General features: G+C 57.4%; 16 protein-coding genes, 1 pseudogene and 1 riboswitch. Of the genes and pseudogenes, 13 read left to right on the top strand and 4 right to left on the bottom strand.

What is annotated here, in order from left to right; all coding sequences use genetic code 11:
- Positions 1–73: 73 nt before the first annotated feature.
- The 5 genes from allC to FHS18_RS02465 all read left to right on the top strand — a co-directional run bounded on the left by allC (position 74) and on the right by FHS18_RS02465 (position 5,967).
- The gene (gene allC, locus FHS18_RS02485) at positions 74–1,318 is read left to right on the top strand and encodes an allantoate deiminase (protein WP_183596561.1); all 1,245 of its coding nucleotides are present in this window, start codon (positions 74–76) and stop codon (positions 1,316–1,318) included.
- Between the two features lie 36 nt (positions 1,319–1,354).
- Entirely contained in the window at positions 1,355–2,593 is a 1,239-nt protein-coding gene (locus FHS18_RS02480) for a pyridoxal-phosphate-dependent aminotransferase family protein (RefSeq protein ID WP_183596559.1), read from the top strand.
- Positions 2,594–3,031: 438 nt separating this feature from the next.
- Positions 3,032–4,135: an ABC transporter substrate-binding protein gene (locus FHS18_RS02475; RefSeq protein ID WP_183596556.1), complete on the top strand. Its 1,104-nt coding sequence runs from the start codon at positions 3,032–3,034 to the stop codon at positions 4,133–4,135.
- A gap of 172 nt (positions 4,136–4,307) precedes the next feature.
- Positions 4,308–5,045, top strand: a complete 738-nt coding sequence (locus FHS18_RS02470) for an ABC transporter ATP-binding protein (RefSeq protein WP_409348528.1) — start codon at positions 4,308–4,310, stop codon at positions 5,043–5,045.
- 40 nt (positions 5,046–5,085) lie between these two features.
- Entirely contained in the window at positions 5,086–5,967 is an 882-nt protein-coding gene (locus tag FHS18_RS02465; protein WP_183596551.1) for an ABC transporter permease, read from the top strand.
- Between the two features lie 88 nt (positions 5,968–6,055).
- Here FHS18_RS02465 and FHS18_RS02460 read toward each other — a convergent pair whose 3' ends face one another.
- The gene (locus tag FHS18_RS02460; protein WP_183596548.1) at positions 6,056–8,077 is read right to left on the bottom strand and encodes a beta-galactosidase; all 2,022 of its coding nucleotides are present in this window, start codon (positions 8,075–8,077) and stop codon (positions 6,056–6,058) included.
- Positions 8,078–8,214: 137 nt separating this feature from the next.
- Between FHS18_RS02460 and FHS18_RS02455 the strand changes: the two genes are divergently transcribed.
- Entirely contained in the window at positions 8,215–9,087 is an 873-nt protein-coding gene (locus FHS18_RS02455; protein WP_183596545.1) for an AraC family transcriptional regulator, read from the top strand.
- Between the two features lie 89 nt (positions 9,088–9,176).
- Complete coding sequence (locus tag FHS18_RS34190; RefSeq protein ID WP_246427404.1) at positions 9,177–10,433, top strand: HNH endonuclease; 1,257 nt, start codon at positions 9,177–9,179, stop codon at positions 10,431–10,433.
- Positions 10,434–10,504: 71 nt separating this feature from the next.
- On the opposite strand, the gene FHS18_RS02445 is transcribed toward FHS18_RS34190, so the two are convergent.
- The gene (locus FHS18_RS02445; RefSeq protein WP_183596542.1) at positions 10,505–10,690 is read right to left on the bottom strand and encodes a hypothetical protein; all 186 of its coding nucleotides are present in this window, start codon (positions 10,688–10,690) and stop codon (positions 10,505–10,507) included.
- 222 nt (positions 10,691–10,912) lie between these two features.
- On the opposite strand from FHS18_RS02445, the gene FHS18_RS02440 reads away from it, so the two are divergent.
- The 3 genes from FHS18_RS02440 to FHS18_RS02430 are packed head-to-tail and all read left to right on the top strand — an operon-like array spanning position 10,913 to position 14,284.
- Complete coding sequence (locus FHS18_RS02440) at positions 10,913–11,602, top strand: response regulator transcription factor (protein ID WP_183596539.1); 690 nt, start codon at positions 10,913–10,915, stop codon at positions 11,600–11,602.
- Positions 11,599–13,101 (top strand): sensor histidine kinase, encoded by a 1,503-nt coding sequence (locus tag FHS18_RS02435; RefSeq protein ID WP_183596537.1) that lies wholly within the window; start codon positions 11,599–11,601, stop codon positions 13,099–13,101. Before FHS18_RS02440 ends, FHS18_RS02435 begins: the two co-directional genes overlap by 4 nt.
- Before the next feature lie 46 nt (positions 13,102–13,147).
- Complete coding sequence (locus FHS18_RS02430; RefSeq protein ID WP_183596535.1) at positions 13,148–14,284, top strand: TolB family protein; 1,137 nt, start codon at positions 13,148–13,150, stop codon at positions 14,282–14,284.
- 137 nt (positions 14,285–14,421) lie between these two features.
- Here FHS18_RS02430 and FHS18_RS02425 read toward each other — a convergent pair whose 3' ends face one another.
- The gene (locus tag FHS18_RS02425; protein WP_246427403.1) at positions 14,422–14,628 is read right to left on the bottom strand and encodes a DUF5316 family protein; all 207 of its coding nucleotides are present in this window, start codon (positions 14,626–14,628) and stop codon (positions 14,422–14,424) included.
- A gap of 92 nt (positions 14,629–14,720) precedes the next feature.
- Here FHS18_RS02425 and FHS18_RS02420 point away from each other — a divergent pair, with 92 nt between their 5' ends.
- Positions 14,721–15,422, top strand: coding sequence for a TetR/AcrR family transcriptional regulator (locus tag FHS18_RS02420; RefSeq protein WP_183596530.1), 702 nt, complete (start codon positions 14,721–14,723; stop codon positions 15,420–15,422).
- Positions 15,423–15,616: 194 nt separating this feature from the next.
- Positions 15,617–15,867, top strand: a riboswitch (cyclic di-AMP (ydaO/yuaA leader).
- Positions 15,868–15,871: 4 nt separating this feature from the next.
- Entirely contained in the window at positions 15,872–16,648 is a 777-nt protein-coding gene (locus FHS18_RS34845; protein WP_281378625.1) for a 3D domain-containing protein, read from the top strand.
- A 50-nt stretch (positions 16,649–16,698) separates the two neighbouring features.
- On the opposite strand, the gene FHS18_RS02410 is transcribed toward FHS18_RS34845, so the two are convergent.
- Positions 16,699–17,625 (bottom strand): polysaccharide deacetylase family protein, encoded by a 927-nt coding sequence (locus FHS18_RS02410; protein ID WP_183596527.1) that lies wholly within the window; start codon positions 17,623–17,625, stop codon positions 16,699–16,701.
- 128 nt (positions 17,626–17,753) lie between these two features.
- Here FHS18_RS02410 and FHS18_RS02405 point away from each other — a divergent pair.
- Positions 17,754–18,641, top strand: a pseudogene (locus FHS18_RS02405) (alpha/beta fold hydrolase); the annotation flags it as partial.
- Positions 18,642–18,653 lie beyond the last annotated feature (12 nt).

Below are 18,653 nucleotides of genomic sequence, written 5' to 3'. Positions count from 1 at the left end.
CCGCCGCGTTGTGGAGATGGGCAGGTAGAGGAGCAAGTCTGGAATCGAGTGAAAGTATGGGAGGGGGAGGCCTATGAAGCTGTCGGAGCATCGGGATATGGCCGCTCAGTCGACGCTTCAGCTGCTGGATGAGCTGGCGGTATTCGGAGCCGAAGAGAGCGGCGGCGTTACCCGTCTTCTCTATACGAAGCCATGGGTGGACGCGCAGCGTTTTTTGGCGGAGCGGATGCGCAAGGCAGGGCTTGAAGCGCGTTTCGACCGGGCGGGCAACTTAATTGGCCGTCTGGCCGGAACGGATTCGGGATCCGGGGCGATCGTGACGGGGTCCCATATCGATACCGTCGTCAATGGCGGTCGGTATGACGGGGCGTATGGCGTCGCCGCGGGCATTGCGGCCATCGAATATTTGCTCGAGGCCTATGGACCGCCGAAGAGGACGCTGGAGGTCATCTCCTTTTGCGAGGAGGAAGGCAGCCGGTTTCCGCTTACGTACTGGGGATCCGGACATCTCGTCGGAAGCCATAGCTGGGATCAAGCGGATGCCATTGCGGACGCAAGCGGCATTAGCTTGCGCGAAGCGATGGAGGCGGCTGGATTCGGCGACCCAGCGCAGCCAGACCCCGTGCGGCAAGATATTGAAGCGTTCGTCGAATTGCATATCGAACAAGGCATCGTGCTGGAGCGCCAGCAGCTTCGCATCGGGATCGTCGATACGATCGTCGGGCAGAAGCGGTATATCGTGACGCTCGAGGGCGAGAGCAATCATACGGGGACGACGCCGATGGGACTTCGCCGCGATGCGCTTGCCGGGGCGGCGGAGATGGTCGTAGCGATCGAGCGGCTGGCGGTTCAATATGGCGATCCGCTCGTGGCGACGGTAGGCAAGATCACGTGCGAGCCGAATACGCCGAACGTTATCGCCGGCCGCGTGAGCTTCACGCTCGACATCCGGCTCGATGACGGAGTAGCGCTCACGCAGGTTAGCGAGCGGATTCTGCAGGAGCTGGCCGCTATCGCGGAGCGCCGGGAACTTGTTTTCCAGGCGGTCAACTGGCTGTTGACCGAGCCGGCCCCGATGTCGCCTGAGCTCACCGGCATGCTGGAGCGTATCTGCCAAGAGCAAGGCGTAAGCGCAAGGCGGATGGTCAGCGGAGCGGGGCATGACGCCCAGCTGCTGACAGGCGTCGCGAAGACGGCGATGATTTTTATCCCGAGCCGAGGGGGAATCAGCCACTCGCCGGACGAATACTCTACGCCAGAGCAATTGAGCGACGGCGTCATGCTGCTGACGGATATGCTGTATGCGCTCGCGTATTAGGCGCCGCGCACATTAAGTTGATAAGGAGCAAACACCATGAACGTATTCCCGGAATTATCGCCGTCCTTGCGCACGATTATGACACCGGGTCCGGTCGAGGTCGATCCGCGGGTGCTGCGGGCGATGTCCTATCCGATTCTCGGCCAGTTCGATCCGGAATTCACGAATTTAATGAACAATACGATGGCGATGCTGCGCCAACTGTTCCAGACGAGCAATCAATGGGCCTATCCGGTAGACGGCACTTCGCGTTCGGGTATCGAAGCGGTGCTGACTGCGCTGATCGAACCGGGGGATCGTGTGCTCGTCCCGATCTACGGACGGTTCGGCCATCTGCTCGTCGAGATCGCGGAGCGCTGCGGAGCTGAAGTGTCGATCATCGAGACGACGTGGGGCGAGGTGTTCGACCCGCAGACGGTCATAGACGAGATGCACAAAGTGAAGCCGCATCTGGTTGCCATGGTCCACGGAGAGACGTCGACTGGCCGCGTGCAGCCGCTAGCTGATATCGGACGCGCCTGTCGGGAAGCTGATGTGTTGTTCGCGGTGGACGCAGTCGCTACGATCGGCGGCGTGCCGGTAGAGACGGATGCCTGGTTCATCGATGCGGTCATCGGCGGCACGCAGAAATGCATCTCGGTGCCGTCTGGCATGGCGCCGATCTCCTATAACGAACGAGCCGAACGCAAGATTCTGTCCCGCAAGCGGGTGGAGCGCGGCTTGCGGTCCGGACAGCAGGAGAAGGTCGAAGGCTTCCGCATCCAGAGCAATTACTTAGATCTCAGCCAGCTGCAGGATTACTGGAGCCCGGCGAGGCTGAACCATCATACCGAGATGACGTCGATGCTCTACGGCCTCCACGAAGGGCTGCGCATTCTGCTCGCCGAAGGGCTGGAGGCGCGATTCGCCCGCCATCTGCTGCATGAGGAGGCGCTGGTCGCCGGCCTTCAGGCGATGGAGCTGCCGCTCTACGGCAATCCGGCCTGCAAGCTGCCGGTCGTCACGTGTATCGAGATTCCGGACGGCATCGACGGCGAATCCGTTCGCGCGATGCTTCTCGAGCGATTCAGCATCGAGATCGCGAGCTCTTTTGGCCCGCTGAAGGGGAAAATATGGCGGATTGGCACCATGGGCTACAGCTGTAACCGCAAGAATGTGCTGCACCTGCTCGGCGCGTTGGAGGCGGTGCTGTTGCGCCATGGACTTAAGCTGCCCGCCGGCGCAGGCGTGCAAGCGGCGCTCGACGTGTACGACAAGCATGAGAGAATCGCATAGCGTGAAGGGAGGACGGCTGCCGACTGGGCAGCTGTCTTTTTTATGCGGAGGGGAACGATGGGAATGGTGGCGTGACGAGGCTGCCGGGTGCCGAGTGCTCTGCGGCGTTAATGAACGCGCCATTGTGCCAATAGGGCGGGTCACTGTCAGGCTTGGGTAGAGAACTGCGGCAGACGATCGGCCGAGTTGGAATCTATGGAGGTTGAGAATGTGAATGGTAGTAGATTCTAGTGCCGAGATCTGAACATTCCCCGCAAAATCGGATCGATTGTTAAGTAATTTCACACATTTCACGAATCCTCTGTGCACGAAACCAAAGAACGTTCTCTTTTTTAGAACCATTCACAAATTGATGTTAGGTAAGTTGACGCTACTATTCGACGCTCGCTATAGTGAGAGTAACAAATCACATACGTAAGCTTGATGGAGGGGAAAAGAATGGGTAAAGGTTGGTCGAAGGGAAAATGGTTCCATAGCAAAAGTATGGTGTTGATGATGCTTGCCGGGATGCTGGTGGTATTGGCAGGCTGCGGAAGCAGCAATGGTAATAACGGCAATGGCAGCAGTGAAGGAAATAATACGAAGGAAGCTTCCACGGCGTCCACAACAGAATCTACGAATACCGGGACAGAGCCTGCCGCAGAAGCGAAAGATCCGCTCGATGTGAAAATCGTGCTGAACTGGTTCGCCAAGCATGAACACGGCGGCTTGTATGCGGCAGATATGAAAGGGTTCTACAAGGACGCGAACTTGAACGTGACGATTGAGCCGGGCGGTCCGAGCGTATCTTCCATCCAGCTGGTGGCGTCGGGCAAGGCGGACTTCGGGATCGCGCACGCGGACCAAATTTTGCAGGCGAAACAAGAAGGCATTCCGCTCGTAGCGATCGCGACGACGTTCCAGATCAGCCCGCAGGCGATCATGTTCCACAAAGGCCAGCCGATCAAATCGTTCGAGGATCTGAACGGGCGCTCGGTGTTCATCCAACAAGGCCAAGCGTACTGGGAATATCTGAAGCACACGTACAACTTGACGGAAGCCAAGGAGCTTGCGTATACCGGCCAACATGCCAACTTCATTAAAGAAGAGGCGTCCGCAAGCCAAAGCTTCGTGTCCGGCGAGCCATACGCACTGGAGGCGCAAGGCGTTGAAGTCGAGACGATGCTTGTTGCCGATTCGGGATACAAGCCGTATGCAGCCGTTATTTACACAACGGAGAAATTCCTGAAGGATCACCCGCAAGAAGCGAAGGACTTCGTCGCCGCTACGGTTAAAGGGTGGAACTACTACAAGGATAACGTAGATGAAGTGCACGCGAAACTGCTCGAAGTGAACCCGAACATGAAGAAAGAAGAGTTGGAGTTCGGCGAAGTGACGCAGCGCGACTTCGTCTTCGGCAATGACGCGGCTGAGCACGGCGTCGGCTACATGACCGAGGAACGCTGGAGCACGCTGATGAAGCAGCTGGTCGAGATCGGCTTGCTGAAGGAAGAGATCGACGTGAACACGGTATTCACGACCGACTATTTGCCGCAATCCTAAGCCTTAAGGATGGGATGAAGATAGCAGTGGAGGCAGAGGGCCTGGTTAGCAGCCAGGCTTCTCGCTTGAGATATGCCTTGCGACGAAGGGAGAGATATGGATGAGCAGCCAGCATGCGTTTGCAAGTGAGACACAACGTGAGACAACGGGCAAAGGACGCCAGCTCGTGGCGATGAAAGAGCTGGATAAGGTCTACGGTAACGGCACGGTCGCGCTGTCCGATGTCAATATGACCATTAATGAAGGTGAATTCATCTGCTTCCTCGGGCCTTCCGGCTGCGGGAAGTCGACGATCTTCAAGCTGATCGCGGGCCTGGAAGAACGCACGCGAGGCGACATTGAGATTCTGGGCATGTCACCGAAGGAGGCGCGCAAGCAAAGCGATATCGCCTTCGTCTTCCAGGATCATACGTTGCTGCCTTGGTGCAGCGTCATCGACAATGTGATGCTGCCGCTCAAGTTAAGAGGCGTGCCGAAGCAGGAGCGGCTGCAGGAGGCAGAACGGGTGCTCGCACTTGTAGGATTGAGTGATCACCGGAAATCCCTGCCTCGCCATCTGTCCGGCGGGATGAAGATGCGCGTGTCGATCGCGCGGGCGCTCGCTTCGCGGCCGAAGTTGCTGCTGATGGATGAGCCGTTCGGAGCGTTGGATGAGATTACGCGCCAGTCGCTGCAGGACGAGTTGCTCAAGATCTGGCAGCAGGATCCGTCGATGACCGTCCTGTTCGTCACGCATAACACCTTCGAAGCAGTCTACCTGTCCACCCAAATTGTCGCCATGACGGCAAGGCCGGGTAGAGTATCGGCCGTCCTGAACGTCGACGAGCCGTTCCCGAGAGATGATAGCTTCCGGACTTCGGCTGCCTTCAGCCAATGGGTCCGCACCGTGTCGGAGCATATGCAGCACTAAGATTTTTACCGCCCATTGTGGCTGGAGAAGGGGGAGACGTATGAAGAACAACGTACAACCGTCCGCGGCAGGCCATGCCTATGCAAGCAGCAAGTCAACAACGGACAGCGGGAAGCCTGTAATCGCGCAGAGAAACTCCGCATTCAAAGGCTGGGGGGTAAAAATTCTGCCGCCGCTTATCGCCTTCGTCGTATTCATCGGGGGCTGGGAGCTGATCGTCAAGCTGCTCGGCACGCCGGCCTATATCTTCCCGAAGCCGAGCGACATCGTTCGCGCTGCCGCCGAGAATTTCAACAATCTGATGGTATCGGTATGGACGACGATCGTGGAGGCGGTGCTCGGCTTCCTGCTCAGCATCGTGCTCGGGATCGGCGGGGCAATCCTGCTGGCCAGCAACCGTTATATCGAAAAAGCGATCTATCCGTACGCCGTCATCCTGCAGACGATTCCGATCGTGGCCATTGCGCCGATTATCGTCATCTGGTTCGGCGCCGGGACGAACGCGATTGTAATCATTTCCTTCCTGATCGGCTTCTTCCCGATGCTGTCGAATACGCTGATCGGACTGCATTCGACCGACACGAATATGTTGAATCTCTTCACGCTGTACAATGCCAGTCCGCTGCAGACGATGTGGCGCCTGCGGATACCGGCTGCGCTGCCTTATATCGTCGCCGGTCTCAAAATCTCCTGTACGCTCGCCGTCGTCGGCGCGATCGTCGGAGAGTACGTCGCCGGAATCGGCGGCGGCAAGGGCGGCCTCGGCTACGCGATCACGATTGCGGCCTCGCAGCTGCAGACGGCGTTCCTGTTCGCGGCCGGCCTGTCGGCTTCCGTTCTCGGAATCGGGCTGTTCCTGATCGTCAACTATTTGTCGAGCCTGCTGCTCAGCTCCTGGCATGAGTCCGAGATGAAGAAGTAGCAGCCTCTGCATCATTACGGTATGAAAAAAGGTCGTGCGTCCCAATTGGGCTGCACGACCTTTGTGTATTTGATGGGGGAAGGCAAAACTACGCCTCGACGATCATCACGCCGCGTCCGGCAAGCTCGGTCACGCCGGATACGCTGCGGTCGGTCAGGAGATCGACGCCGCCGTCCTTCAGATCCACGTTCACCGCTTCGGCATTGTGGTTCATGACGAACAGGTAGGAACGTCCGTCCTTGACGCGCTCGGTCACTTCGACGCCGCTCTGCACGCCTGGCAGCGCCGCAATGCCGCGCGCCTCGCACAGCTCGCCGAGGAAGCCTTGCAGGAAGCTGGCTTCCGGGCTCGTGGCCACGTAGTAAGCTTCGCCTTGTCCGAAACGATTGCGCGTCAGCGCCGGCATCCCTTGGTAGAAGTCTTCGCCGTATACGGCAAGCACGTCAGCGCCTTCGCTGTGAATGAGATCGCACAGGATCGAGCAGCTGTATTCGCCTTGCAGATTGCCCAGCGTATCCTTCATGACGATTTTGTTCGTCTGGCCAGGGAAGAGCGCGTCGATCTCCTCGGCCCAGATGCCGAGTACCTTGCGCAGCTCGCCCGGATATCCGCCGACCGTGACCAGATCGTTCTCGTTCACGATACCGCTGAAGAAGGTGGTAATGAACGTGCCGCCGTTCTTCGTATACGCTTCGATCCGGTCGGCCACGCCTGGCTTGACCATGTACATAACAGGCGCAATAACGATATCGTAAGCGGAGAGATCGCTCTCGAAGCTGACCATATCCACGCTGATGCCCAGTTGGTACAGCGCATCATAATACTTGTGCACTTCGTCCACGTATTTAAGCGCAACGGTCGGGCCGCTGGAGAATTCGATCGCCCAACGGTTCTCCCAATCGTACATAATCGCGACTTTGCTCTTGGCGCGCGCGCCAAGGATCTTGTCCCCGAGCTTGCTCAGCTCGCTGCCGAGCTCGGCGCACTCGCGGAAGACGCGCGTATGCTCGTGGCCGACATGCTCAATGAGGGCGCCATGGTACTTCTCGCAAGCGCCGATCGAGCGGCGCAGCTGGAAGAACATGATGCTGTCCGCGCCGTGCGCAACGGCTTGGTAGCTCCACAGGCGCATGACGCCCGGGCGCTTCAGCGTGTTATACGCTTGCCAGTTCTGCTGGCTCGGCGTCTGCTCCATAAGCAGGAACGGCGCGCCGTCCTTCAGGCCGCGCATCAGATCGTGCGTCATCGCCGTAAAGCTGAACGGCGTATCGGCGGACGGGTAGTTGTCCCACGAGATGATGTCCATATGCTTGGCCCATTTGAAATAATCGAGAGGCTTGTAGGTGCCCATCAGGTTCGTCGTGACCGGAACGTCCGGCGTATGCTTCTTCAGTGCGTCGTACTCGAGCTTGTAGCAGTCGAGCAGGCCGTCGGAGTTGAAGCGGGCATAGTCGAGCGAGATGCCTTGGAAGTTCGTTCTGTCGCCATGCCATGCCTCGCTCAGGATGTTCGGAGGCACAATCTCTTCCCAATCATAGAATGTATGACCCCAGAAGCGGGTGTTCCACTGCTCGTTCAGCTTGTCCAGCGTGCCGTACTTTTGGCGGAGCCAAACGCGGAAGGCTGCCGCGCAGTTGTCGCAATAGCACTCGCCGCCGTATTCGTTGGAGACGTGCCAGAGCAGCAGCGCCGGGTGATCCTTATAGCGCTCGGCGATCTTGTCGGCAAGCTGTACCGAGTATTTGCGATAGACTTCGCTGCTCGGACAGGAGTTGTGGCGGCCGCCGAATTTACGTTTGCGTCCGTCGAAATCGACGCGCAGAATCTCCGGATATTTGCGCGCCATCCAAGCCGGATGAGCCCCTGTAGCCGTCGCCAGACAGGCGAAAATTCCGTTCTGATGCAGCATATCCATAATTTTGTCGAGCGTCTCGAAGTTATAAGTAACCTCGTCGGGCTGCAGCATCGCCCATGAGAATACGTTCACGGTGGCGATATCCATGCCGGACAGGCGGATCATGCGCATATCTTCCGGCCATACGCTCTCATCCCACTGTTCGGGGTTGTAGTCGCCGCCATATAACATTTTGGACAGTTTCGTTGTATCCAACTCATTCGCTCCTTCATTATCATGCATGCGCTTACAGGTAAGCACTTTCCTGCATGCATGGCTAGGATTATGGTTTCATTTTATGCTATCATTCAAGCTAGAGAAATATAATATATGAACAAGCAGGGTATGAAAATATGGAACAGATTGTCCGTCGAACAGAGTTTGTGGTTGAAGGTCAAACGAGGCGGTTCCTGTTCGCGCTGAGCGATAGGGATCTGCCGTTATATGTGGAGAGCATCGGCTTTAATCCCGAGCAGGAGCCGATGGTCAGACGTACCGGCTACCCGGTCTTTCACTGGTTGCAGACGCTCGAAGGCGAAGGCGAGTTCGAGCTGAGCGGTCGCAAGTTCTCGCTTCCTGCAGGCAACGGGGCGCTGCTGTTCCCTGGCGTACCGCACGCGTATGCGCCCAAAGGCAAGGTGTGGAAGACGCTCTATCTGACCTTTGGCGGCTCGCTGGCCGACGCGATTCTCGCTGCACTCGATATTCGCCATACGGAATGGTTCCATTGGAACGAGGATGCGCCGGTGACGGAGCAGCTCCTGGCGATGGTGGAGCAGGCGGAGCACGATGAGGACCGTACCGGTCTGAATGCGTCGAGCCAATTGTATCATTTCATAACCGTACTGAAGAAATACGGCCAGACCGGGAGCCGCTCGTCGTTGTTCCACCATCTGGAGAAGCTCGACCCGCTGCTGCAATGGCTGGACGTCCATTACGGCGATCCGGAGATCGGGCTGACGGATATGGCGCAGCAGTTGGAGATCAGTCCGCGGTACTTGAATGCCCTCTTCCGCCAAGCCTTCGGCATTACGGCATATGCTTATCTGATCCGGCTGCGCATCCGCAAGGCCAAGGAACTGATGAGCCGGGGTGAGCGGAGATCGGTCAAGGATATCGCGCTCGCATGCGGTTACCGGGACCCGAGCCATTTCATCGCGGCGTTCGGCAAGACGGAGAACATGACGCCGGACCAATTCCGCAAGCTGCATGGCTGGGCTACTTAATAGATCGAGCGCTTGTCCCGCTATAGGCGGCAAACTTCATAATGAAGCGGGAGGCAAGCGGTGCGAATAGATCGGAGCGACTACGAATCATGGATGTGAAACAATGCGGAGTATGCGGCCAGGAAAAGCCGTTAACCTCCTTTACGAAGCGTTCCGGGCGCAGCGGAAGGCGGGGGACGTGCCGTTCTTGCCTGCGCAGGCGCGGACGGGCGGACGATCCGGCGGAGACCGCGGGTGCTGAAGATAGGTTGCCGGAGACCAAGGATGTTGAGGCTCTGCGCCCGATGAATGGAAACGCCGTTATTGCTGCACCGGTTGATACCGGTCAAGGACATGACCAGCCCGAAGATTCGACGGTCGAAGAAACGGCCGAGGGATCGGCGCTGCTCGTACCGGAGAGCGCAGAACCAGCGAAGAAGAAAAGGAAGCGCAAGCGCCGCCGCAGACGGAAAGTAATTCAATTATCGGAACAACCGGCTGATACGGATTCGGCTGCGGAAGCGATCATAGCGGCCAAGAGTACGGATGCTAAGGTGGAGGAACAGACCGATCACGCAGACATAGCCGATGCGTCTTACGAAGAGGCTGATGACGTTACCGATCTTACGGTAGACGCCCCGGCGAAAAAACGCAAACGCAGAAGGCGGAGGCGCAAATCGAAGGCGAAGCAGGTGCTTACCAGCAGCCTGATGCCCGAAGGAGAGCAGCAGGCAGGTTTCGACTGGAAGCCGGCTGCCGCCAAACCGGGCGAGTCTGAGCTCACCCTGGTCCACGGCGCCGCGGCAGGGATCGGCAGCCTCTCTCCATCGGAAGAGCAGAAGGAAGCCGCGGATGCAGATGGCGATACATCGCCGCGCAAGCGCAAGCGCCGCCGCAGGCGCAAACGGCGGGCGAATGCAGCCGTTGTGGAGACGGAGGCAGCGCCGCCCGTACGTCCGCCTTACAAGCGGATTGTGCCGATCAAAGGCCGCTTCACGTATGACCCGTCCATTCTCGACGACCGGGGGACGGGGCTCATCCGCCTGCGGGGCCGCCGCGAGACGGGCAAACGCTGGTCGACGGAGATTCCGACGGAGATGGCGGTCCGGATGGTAGCGGAGGGAGCGGCAGGCATTATCCATCCGTCGCTCATCCACAAGCTGTATTCGAAGACGGATTTCCGATTGCTCATTCTTCAGCGGGATAACTATGTGTGCAAATATTGCGGCCGGTTCGGAGATACGATCGACCATGTGATGCCCAAGTCGAAGGGCGGCCTCTCCACGCCGGACAACTGCGTCTGCGCGTGCGCGGAGTGCAACCTGCGCAAAGCCGATCATTTGGATTTCGTCTTCGATGAACTGTAAACAAGCAAAAAATACCGCTCGCGAAAGCCTCTGGGCTTCCGCGGGCGGTATTTGTATGATTCGCCTTTATATTATGGAGAGGGGCGGTTCGTAGGGCCGAAGAACGGCGCGGAGATGGTGCTTATTCGCTGGCGTAAGCTGAATAACGTTTGTTTGCTTCGTTTGAGGTCCTCGCTCAGTTCCTGGGATGCAAGGGAGCGGTCCCGCTTCAGAATAGCCATCGCTTGGCGGCGGTACTCGGATTCGAAGAATAACATCGCACATTCCTCCTTTAGGATAAGCGTCCTTCTTTATTGCAAGCGCTTACACTATAGTTATATTATACACAATATTCTGAACATTTGAAAAGAGTGATATGCCCATCGATAGTTGAACGTCTTGAATCGTAAGCAATGATCGTATGTTACAAGTTGGAAACAAAGTAGAGATGTTGGCGAAATAAGGGTAAACTATCTTCACGATAGAGGAGATGGGTGGATATGGGTAAACGAATATTGGTCGTCGATGACGAGCAAAGCATTGCGGGCGCGATCGCATACGCTTTTCGGCGTGAGGGTTATACGGTGGAGCTTGCCCATGACGGCGAAGAAGCGCTCGCGAAAGCCGCAACGTTCGAGCCGCACGTTATGATTCTCGATGTCATGATGCCGAAGCTGAGCGGCTACGATGTGTGCCGGAAGCTAGAGAACCGCAGCGGGCTGGGCATTATTCTGCTTACGGTGAAGAACGATATTGTCGATAAAGTGCTCGGCCTTGAGCTTGGGGCCGATGATTATATGACGAAGCCGTTCGATCTGCGTGAGTTAGTGGCGCGGGCGAAGGCGCTCCTTCGACGGCTCGAGAACAAGGCGGAGGATGAGAAGCAAAGCGTCCAGGTTGGCGGCTTGACGCTTCATATACCGAACCGGACGGTAGAGATCGAGGGGAAACAGCTGGACTTGACGCCGAAGGAATTCGATCTGCTGGCGTTGCTGCTTACACATCCGGAGCGGGTCTATACGCGGGATGAACTGCTTGATCTCGTGTGGAGTCTCGATTATGCCGGCGGGACGCGCACGGTCGACATTCATATGCAGCGCCTGCGCAAGAAACTCGGCGAGCCGTATCAGCAGCTGCTGCAGACGGTCTATGGCGTCGGTTACAAATCGCTGCGGGAACTGCCGTCATGAGTGGCCAGAAGGCGGTGTCAGGCGCGGCCAAGGCCAGGAAACGGCGGCGGCCTTACATCAGCTTGCGATGGCGGTTTCTGGCCGCCTTGGCCGCGCTGCTCGTCCTGACGATCGCCGTGCTGAGCACGCTGGTGCTGCGGGATATCGAGCGGAATCAGCGGCAGCGAGTCGAGTCGATCCTGAAGCAGCGCAGCGAGCTCGCGAATTTGCGCATCTCGCAGACGTATCTGGGGGATCCGCAGGTCGATGCGCAAACTTTTCTAAGACGGAGCGGTCCCCAGCTGGCGGCGGACGTGAGCAATCTGCTCAGCGGCACGCATGTCGTGATCTACAATGCGGACGGTATCGAGGTCGGCAACTCGCAGCCTTTGTCCCGGACCGGGAATGTGGCCGATACGCTGGCGATCGCCAATCAGGGCAAGACGGTGTATCAGGAGGCGGACTCGCAGTTAATCTATATGTCGCCGCTCGTCTGGACGATCGGGCAAGTCGGCGTCGTACAATTCGAATATTCGCTTGCCGGCGATCAACAGTTCTATCACACCATCGCGTTGAGCATCCGCACGATCGGACTGATAGCGTTGGCTGCGAGCTTCCTGCTCGGTCTGATTTACGTACAGCGCGTCGTTCACGCCATTCGGAAGCTGCAGCAGGCGACGGAGCAAATTCGCTCGGGCGAATACATCGTCGAGCCCCCGGTGAAGCGCAGCGATGAGCTGGGCGATCTGAGCGAGGGGATCACGTACATGAGCCTTGCGATCAAACAGAGCATGGACCGCCAGAAACAATTCATCGGCAGCATCAGCCATGAATTCAAGACGCCGCTCACCTCGATTATCGCCTATACGGATTTGCTTGATATGTATCGTGACGATCCTGAATTGTTGGAGGAAGCGCGGTGCAATATGCGTCGGGAGGCCGACCGGCTGCTCGAAATGGTCGAGAAGGTGCTGCGGCTGTCGGCGCTCGAGCAGTACGAATTCAACCAGAACGCCGAGCCCGTGGAGCTGGCGTCGCTGCTCGCCGAATGCTGCTCCCGAATGAGCGGCAAGGCCACGAAGTTCGAGCTGTCGCTAACGACGAAGTTAGCCGAGGTCACGGTGATGGCGGATCGGGAGAGCCTCGTTCATCTTTTTCTCAACTTGCTGGATAACGCGATCAAATATAACGTGCAAGGCGGTGAAATTGTCGTCAGCAGCACAGCGGAAGGCGGTTATGCGGTCATCAGTGTCCGTGACACCGGAATCGGGATCCCGGAAGAAGCGATGGACAAGTTGTTCCAGCCCTTCTACACGGTGAGCAAGGACCGCGCCCGATCGACGGGCGGAACGGGGCTTGGCTTGTCGCTGGTGAAGCAGCTGGCGGAACTGCAGCAAGGGAAGATTGCGGTGAAGTCGGCGATCGGCGCGGGGTCCGAATTCACCGTTACGCTGCCGCTTGCTCCAGAAGCGCCGAAACGTTTACAACGCGGAAACAAGTCCGAGACGAAGGCGACATAATGCACCTGTAGGATAAAGCTATGAACTTTGACGAGGAGGCAGCAACATGAATACATCTTCGAAACCGAAGCCATTTCGCACAGCAGCAGCGGCAGCCGGCCTGGCTTGTATAATAGCGATCACAGGGTGCAGCGCAAGCAAAGCCAATGAAGACCGGGAGGTTATCACGAAGCCGGACAAGACGATTACCGTCGTCAGCAGCGAGCCGGCCAAAGCCGAAGCCGGCATCGACGTTGGCAAAATCGATAAGCTCGATGGCGTGAGGGGGATGGATTGGATCAGCGACGAGCTGCTCGTCATTACGAAGCCCAATGATCAGGCGAATCAGCTCACCTTCGAGGGGACTACGCGTTACCCGAACAATTTGTACATCCGCAATGTGACGACAGGCGCCGATGAACTGCTGAAGCAGGCCGATCTCGATCAGTACGCGGCCATCGTGTCGCCGGATAAGAAGCATCTGTTCTTCAAGCAGGACGATAACGGGACGGTATCGGGATTCATTATGGACCTGTCCACTCGCGAGGTCGTACAGACTGGTACGCTGCCGCTCGGCCTGGTGGATGCGGAGTGGGTAGACAATGAACGTTTACTGTTCACGACGGAGAGCGGAGACATCGCCAGATCCGATCTGACCGGCGCGACCGAGATCATCGTCGAAGCTGGCCATCCGGCGACGATCAATACGAAGCAGATCGGTTCGACGATTTATTATATCGGCCCGAATTACACCTTGTACGCCTACGATACGCAGGCCACCGCCAAAGAAAAGAAGGTGCTGGCTACCGATGTCGTGTGGTTCATACCGTCGCCGGACGGCAAACAGTTCGCAGTCGTCAAGAAGGTGAACAAGGACGAGGATCCGCTTAAGATGGAATTGGTCCTGACGGACACCGCGCTTAAGACGAAGAAGTCGATCGCCAAAGGAAACCAGATCTTCGGAACGAGCTGGTCGCCGGACGGTACGCGCCTGGCGTATACGGTCATGAACAGCGACGGCGGCACGCAAGGCATCTATGTCGCCGATGCGGTTTCCGGCGAGACGAAGCAGATTACGGTGGACGCGCAATATGTATCGGATACGCTGCGTTGGAACCAAGCCGGCAACAAGGTGATGGCCGTCACCTCGTCCTTCGTCGACAACGCGATTAAATTCGTGACTTATGTAACGACGTTGAAGTAAGCGGATCGATATGGCTGATCGAAAAAAAAGGACGCATTCTCTTCTTCTGACGAGAGCGCGTCCTTTTGGCATATCCGGAGATGAGGAGCGTATCGCAGCGCCTCGAAATAACAAGGTTATTCCGATCCGTTTGGCCGCTAAGACAGCCAATAGATTAGCGCAGCGATACCGAACGAGATCACGCTGCCGAGCATCAGCCAATCGGTCGCTTTCCCGCGCGCATGGCGATCTTCCTTCGTCTCGGAATAGAAATTCGCCCGCTGCCGGTCGCCCGATACGAATGTTCCGTTGAATATGGCGGCAAGGACGAAGCCAACGATGCCAATAATGATGAATACCTGCATCCCCGTAAACAGGAAGTTGCGGTGCGAAGTTGCGCGAAATCGTAACCAATGGTTATTATTGAAAAAACGAAGTCGGCGGAGCGGCATCTGCGATGACTGCGATCACATTACGTAAAGGGGCGCTAAAGTTTATGCCGGAAGCGGCCGATCGACGCAAGAGAATGACGGAAGAGATGAAGAAGTCCGTTCGCCAAGCGGCGGAGCGGCTATTCATTACGCGGGGGTATGAGGCCGTAACGATGCGCGAGATTGCGAAGGAAGCGGGATGCTCGCATACGGCGATCTACCTTTATTTCAAGAATAAGGAGGATCTGCTGCAGCAGATTGCGATCCCGTCGCTGCTCGAACTCGAGCATTCGATGCTCCGCAAGCTCGAGGAAGGAAGCGGGGATCGGGCCGCAGCGCTGGTCGAGCTGCTGAAGGCGCATGTCGTATTTTGCCTGACCCACGGCAGTCTGCATACGGTGCTGTTCAACGCCGGATCGGTACGCGTCGACGAGGACGCGCCGGAGCTTGAGATTAATCAGATCCGCAAGCGGTTGTTCGATCATATCGGCAAGGCGCTTCACCTTGCCTTATCCGCGCATCAGCAGCTGCCGGAGACCGGCGAGGAGGCGGTGAACCGGGCAAGGATTCTGTTTTATTACGTGCAAGGTTATGTCGCCACGTATACGAATCATCGCGAGCCGGTTGATCAGCTGCTGAGCCGGACGCTGCCGTATTTTGAACTTGGCATCCGCACGATGGTCAGCGGCATGCAAACCGCGCTGCATTCCGATCTGCCTGCCGATTAACGCGCGATAATGTAGACGGAACGCTGGTAGTTTTTGCACTATAACGAATGAATCCCGAGCATGAATGACGGTCGATCGCGCCCGTCGTTCATGCTTTTTCTTGAACACGCTGTCTAGCAGCGGCTGCCGAGATACCTGACATGAACCCGACTTCCGTATATTACCGCTAGAGCGGTCTGTTTGGCCGTGGTAACCTTTTACACGAGCCGAAACTTTATGTACGGGGGACTAAACAGGGGCATGCCACGCATGGAACCTGCCGCTTCTTGCTCAACCATGCAAGAGCGGAACTTCGCGAATACCGCTGCAGTTTGGACATGTCTTCCAATGCGGTTGCCGCTTGGGGTGAATCGCCAAGGACGCTTGCTTCGCGTCCGGGAGCGTAGGGCTGAACTCCTCGGCCCGAATCCGACAACTAACCTCGTAGGCCACAAGCAGGAGCAGATCTATTGAACGGTTATGTGTTCGATCTGCTCGCGATGACGAAGTCGAGCGTCGTTAGGACGGCGCGATTTCGTAAACCAAAGGAGGATATGCAATTGTTCACGAAGTTCAAAAAAGGTATGGCAGCGGCTGTCATCGGGCTGGCCCTGTTGTCCCATGCGGGCGCAGCGAGTGCGGCAACCCTCTACAAGGCAACGGACAATGATACGTTCTGGAGTATGTCGAAACGGTTTAACGTCAACATCGATGGGCTGATGAAAGCAAATCCGACGGTTAACCCGCTTAACATATACGCTGGGCTAACGATTGTCATTCCAGACGGAGGCGCAACCGCTCCAGCTGCTCCCCAAGCGAAAGAAACGTCCGTCAAATCCGCTAAAATGAGCATGATGGCGGTCGAGACCGCGGCAGCGGCAGCTCCGAGCAGCGATACGCTGACGGTAAGCGGGCAACCAATTGCGTATTCAGACAGCTTCCAGGTAAAAGCAAGTGCTTACACGGCGGCAGCAAGCGAGAATGGCGGATACGGCGCAGTCGATTATTTCGGCAACGCCCTGAAGGTCGGCACGATTGCCGTAGACCCGGAGCGGATTCCGCTCGGAACGAAAGTGTACGTAACAGGCTATGACTACAACGGATTGCCGCAAGGCGGCATGTACGCGATCGCTTCGGATACGGGCGGTGCGATCAAGGGCAACCGGATCGATATCTTCGTTCCTTCTTCCCAGCAGGAAGCACGCACATTCGGCTATCAGTACGTGACGGTATATGTCCTGAAGTAGGTCGGGCCGGGCAAGACCAAGCACATACAACAAATGACGGCGCTTCTCCTTTATTGGGAGGGGCGCCGTTTGATGTTGAAAGGCTTCGTGCGTGCGACGGGTCGGTTGATCAACTCGGGCAAGGTTACGATCTCGTAGCCTTTGGCCTGCAGCATCTTGATGAGCTGAGGCAAGGCATTCAAAGTGCCCGACAAGTCCTGCGTCGCGCCGCCGCCGGCATGCTGCAGAATGATGGATCCGGGCTGCAAGGTGCTCTTAATATTCGCCATAATCAAACTGCTGTTGATGCTGCGCCAATCCTCGGAATCGACGTCCCAGTTGACGATCGTGTATCCGTTGCGCCGAGCCCATTCGACCTGATTCGGCGTAATGGCCCCATACGGCGGCCGAATGAGCCGCGGACTGTAGCCCGCGAGCGAGCGGAGCAGCTTGTCGGCTTCGGTGATCTGCTGGCCGAACTGGTGGGCGGATAGGGAAGTGAACACCGGATGATCGTAAGAGTGATTGCCGATCATATGCCCTTCCCTGCGCATGCGCTTCACGAGATGCGGGTAGGCGGCAGCCTTCGAGCCTAATACGAAAAACGTGGCGCGCACCTTGTATTTGGCCAATATATCGAGCACCTTGGGCGTATACCGCGGATCAGGCACATCATCGAACGTGAGGGCGACTTTGCGTTTCGTTCTGGAGCCTTGGGTGAAAAAGGTTCCCGGGTAGTGGCGTTGCAGCTCAATCCACGACATTTGCTCATTGCCGTGCTGCTTGCGCTTGCCCAGTTGGCCGTTGACTTCTCTGGCGTCGCCAGCGGGGGCGGCAGCGCGAGTTGCAGCATCGTCTAGGCGTACAGTCTGGGCTAGCTTGGCAGGGACGGTGTGCGGGAATAAGGAGCAACTGCAAAGAGTGGTAGTAATCAAGCAGACGGCTAGCGAGCTAACGAGCAAACGCTTGTACCGTCCAGGCGGATGCATGCCAACCATTCCAAACTCCTCCTATTCTGTAGGGGCTCGCTTAGAAATCGTTGTCTGCTCATTTTCCCACTGATGACAGCTCTTCATGCATGCGCGCGAAGGACAACGGGAATTGGCGCGATTTTTAACTGCAAAGGTGGGAGCGCGCGATCGCCGAGATGCGTGCCGTGGATCCGCAGGTCGAGCTTGTGCCGAGCTCGTTCCAGACGCCGCTCGCCGAATGTTTCGACCTGTATTTCACGGGCGTTCGCGGAGCCCGCATCCATGTCAAATACGCCCGTCCGAGAGGCGATCAAGGACCGCATCCGGCCGTGCTGCACTTCCATGGCTACTCGGGCAATGTCGGGGATTGGAGCGAACGCCTAGGTTACGTATCGCTTGGCTATTCGGTATTCGCGATGGATTGCCGGGGCCAAGGCGGCGGGTCCGAGGATGTCGGCGGCACCAAAGGAAATACTCACCACGGGCACATTATCCGCGGCCTCGACGACGAGCCGGATAACCTGCTGTTCCGCCATATCTTCCTCGATACCGCGCAGCTGGCCTCGATCGCGATGGGGATGGACGAGGTGGATGCCGATCAGGTCTATGCGACCGGCTGGTCGCAAGGCGGGGCGCTGACGATTGCCTGCGCTGCCCTGGAGCCGCGGATCCGTAAGCTGGCTCCGGTCTACCCGTTCCTGAGCGACTATCGCCGCGTATGGGAGATGGATCTGGCCAAGGATGCGTATGGGGAGCTGCGCACCTACTTCCGTCATTTCGACCCGCAGCATAAGCGCGAGGATGAGATTTTCACGAAACTGGGGTATATCGACATTCAGCATCTGGCTGAGCGGATTCAAGGGGAAGTGCTGCTCGGCGTCGGGCTGATGGATACGATCTGTCCGCCTTCGACGCAGTTCGCCGCCTACAACAAGATCGGCGCGCCCAAATCGGTCGAGATCTATCCGGACTTCGGCCACGAAGGCTTGCCGGGGCTGCACGACAAGATCATTCAATTCTTGCTTTCATCGGAGAGCGCTTAAGGGGGATATGCA

The sequence above is a fragment of the Paenibacillus phyllosphaerae genome (assembly GCF_014192105.1).
Taxonomy (GTDB): domain Bacteria; phylum Bacillota; class Bacilli; order Paenibacillales; family Paenibacillaceae; genus Paenibacillus_Z; species Paenibacillus_Z phyllosphaerae.
This window is presented reverse-complemented; position numbering and strand designations above follow the sequence as displayed.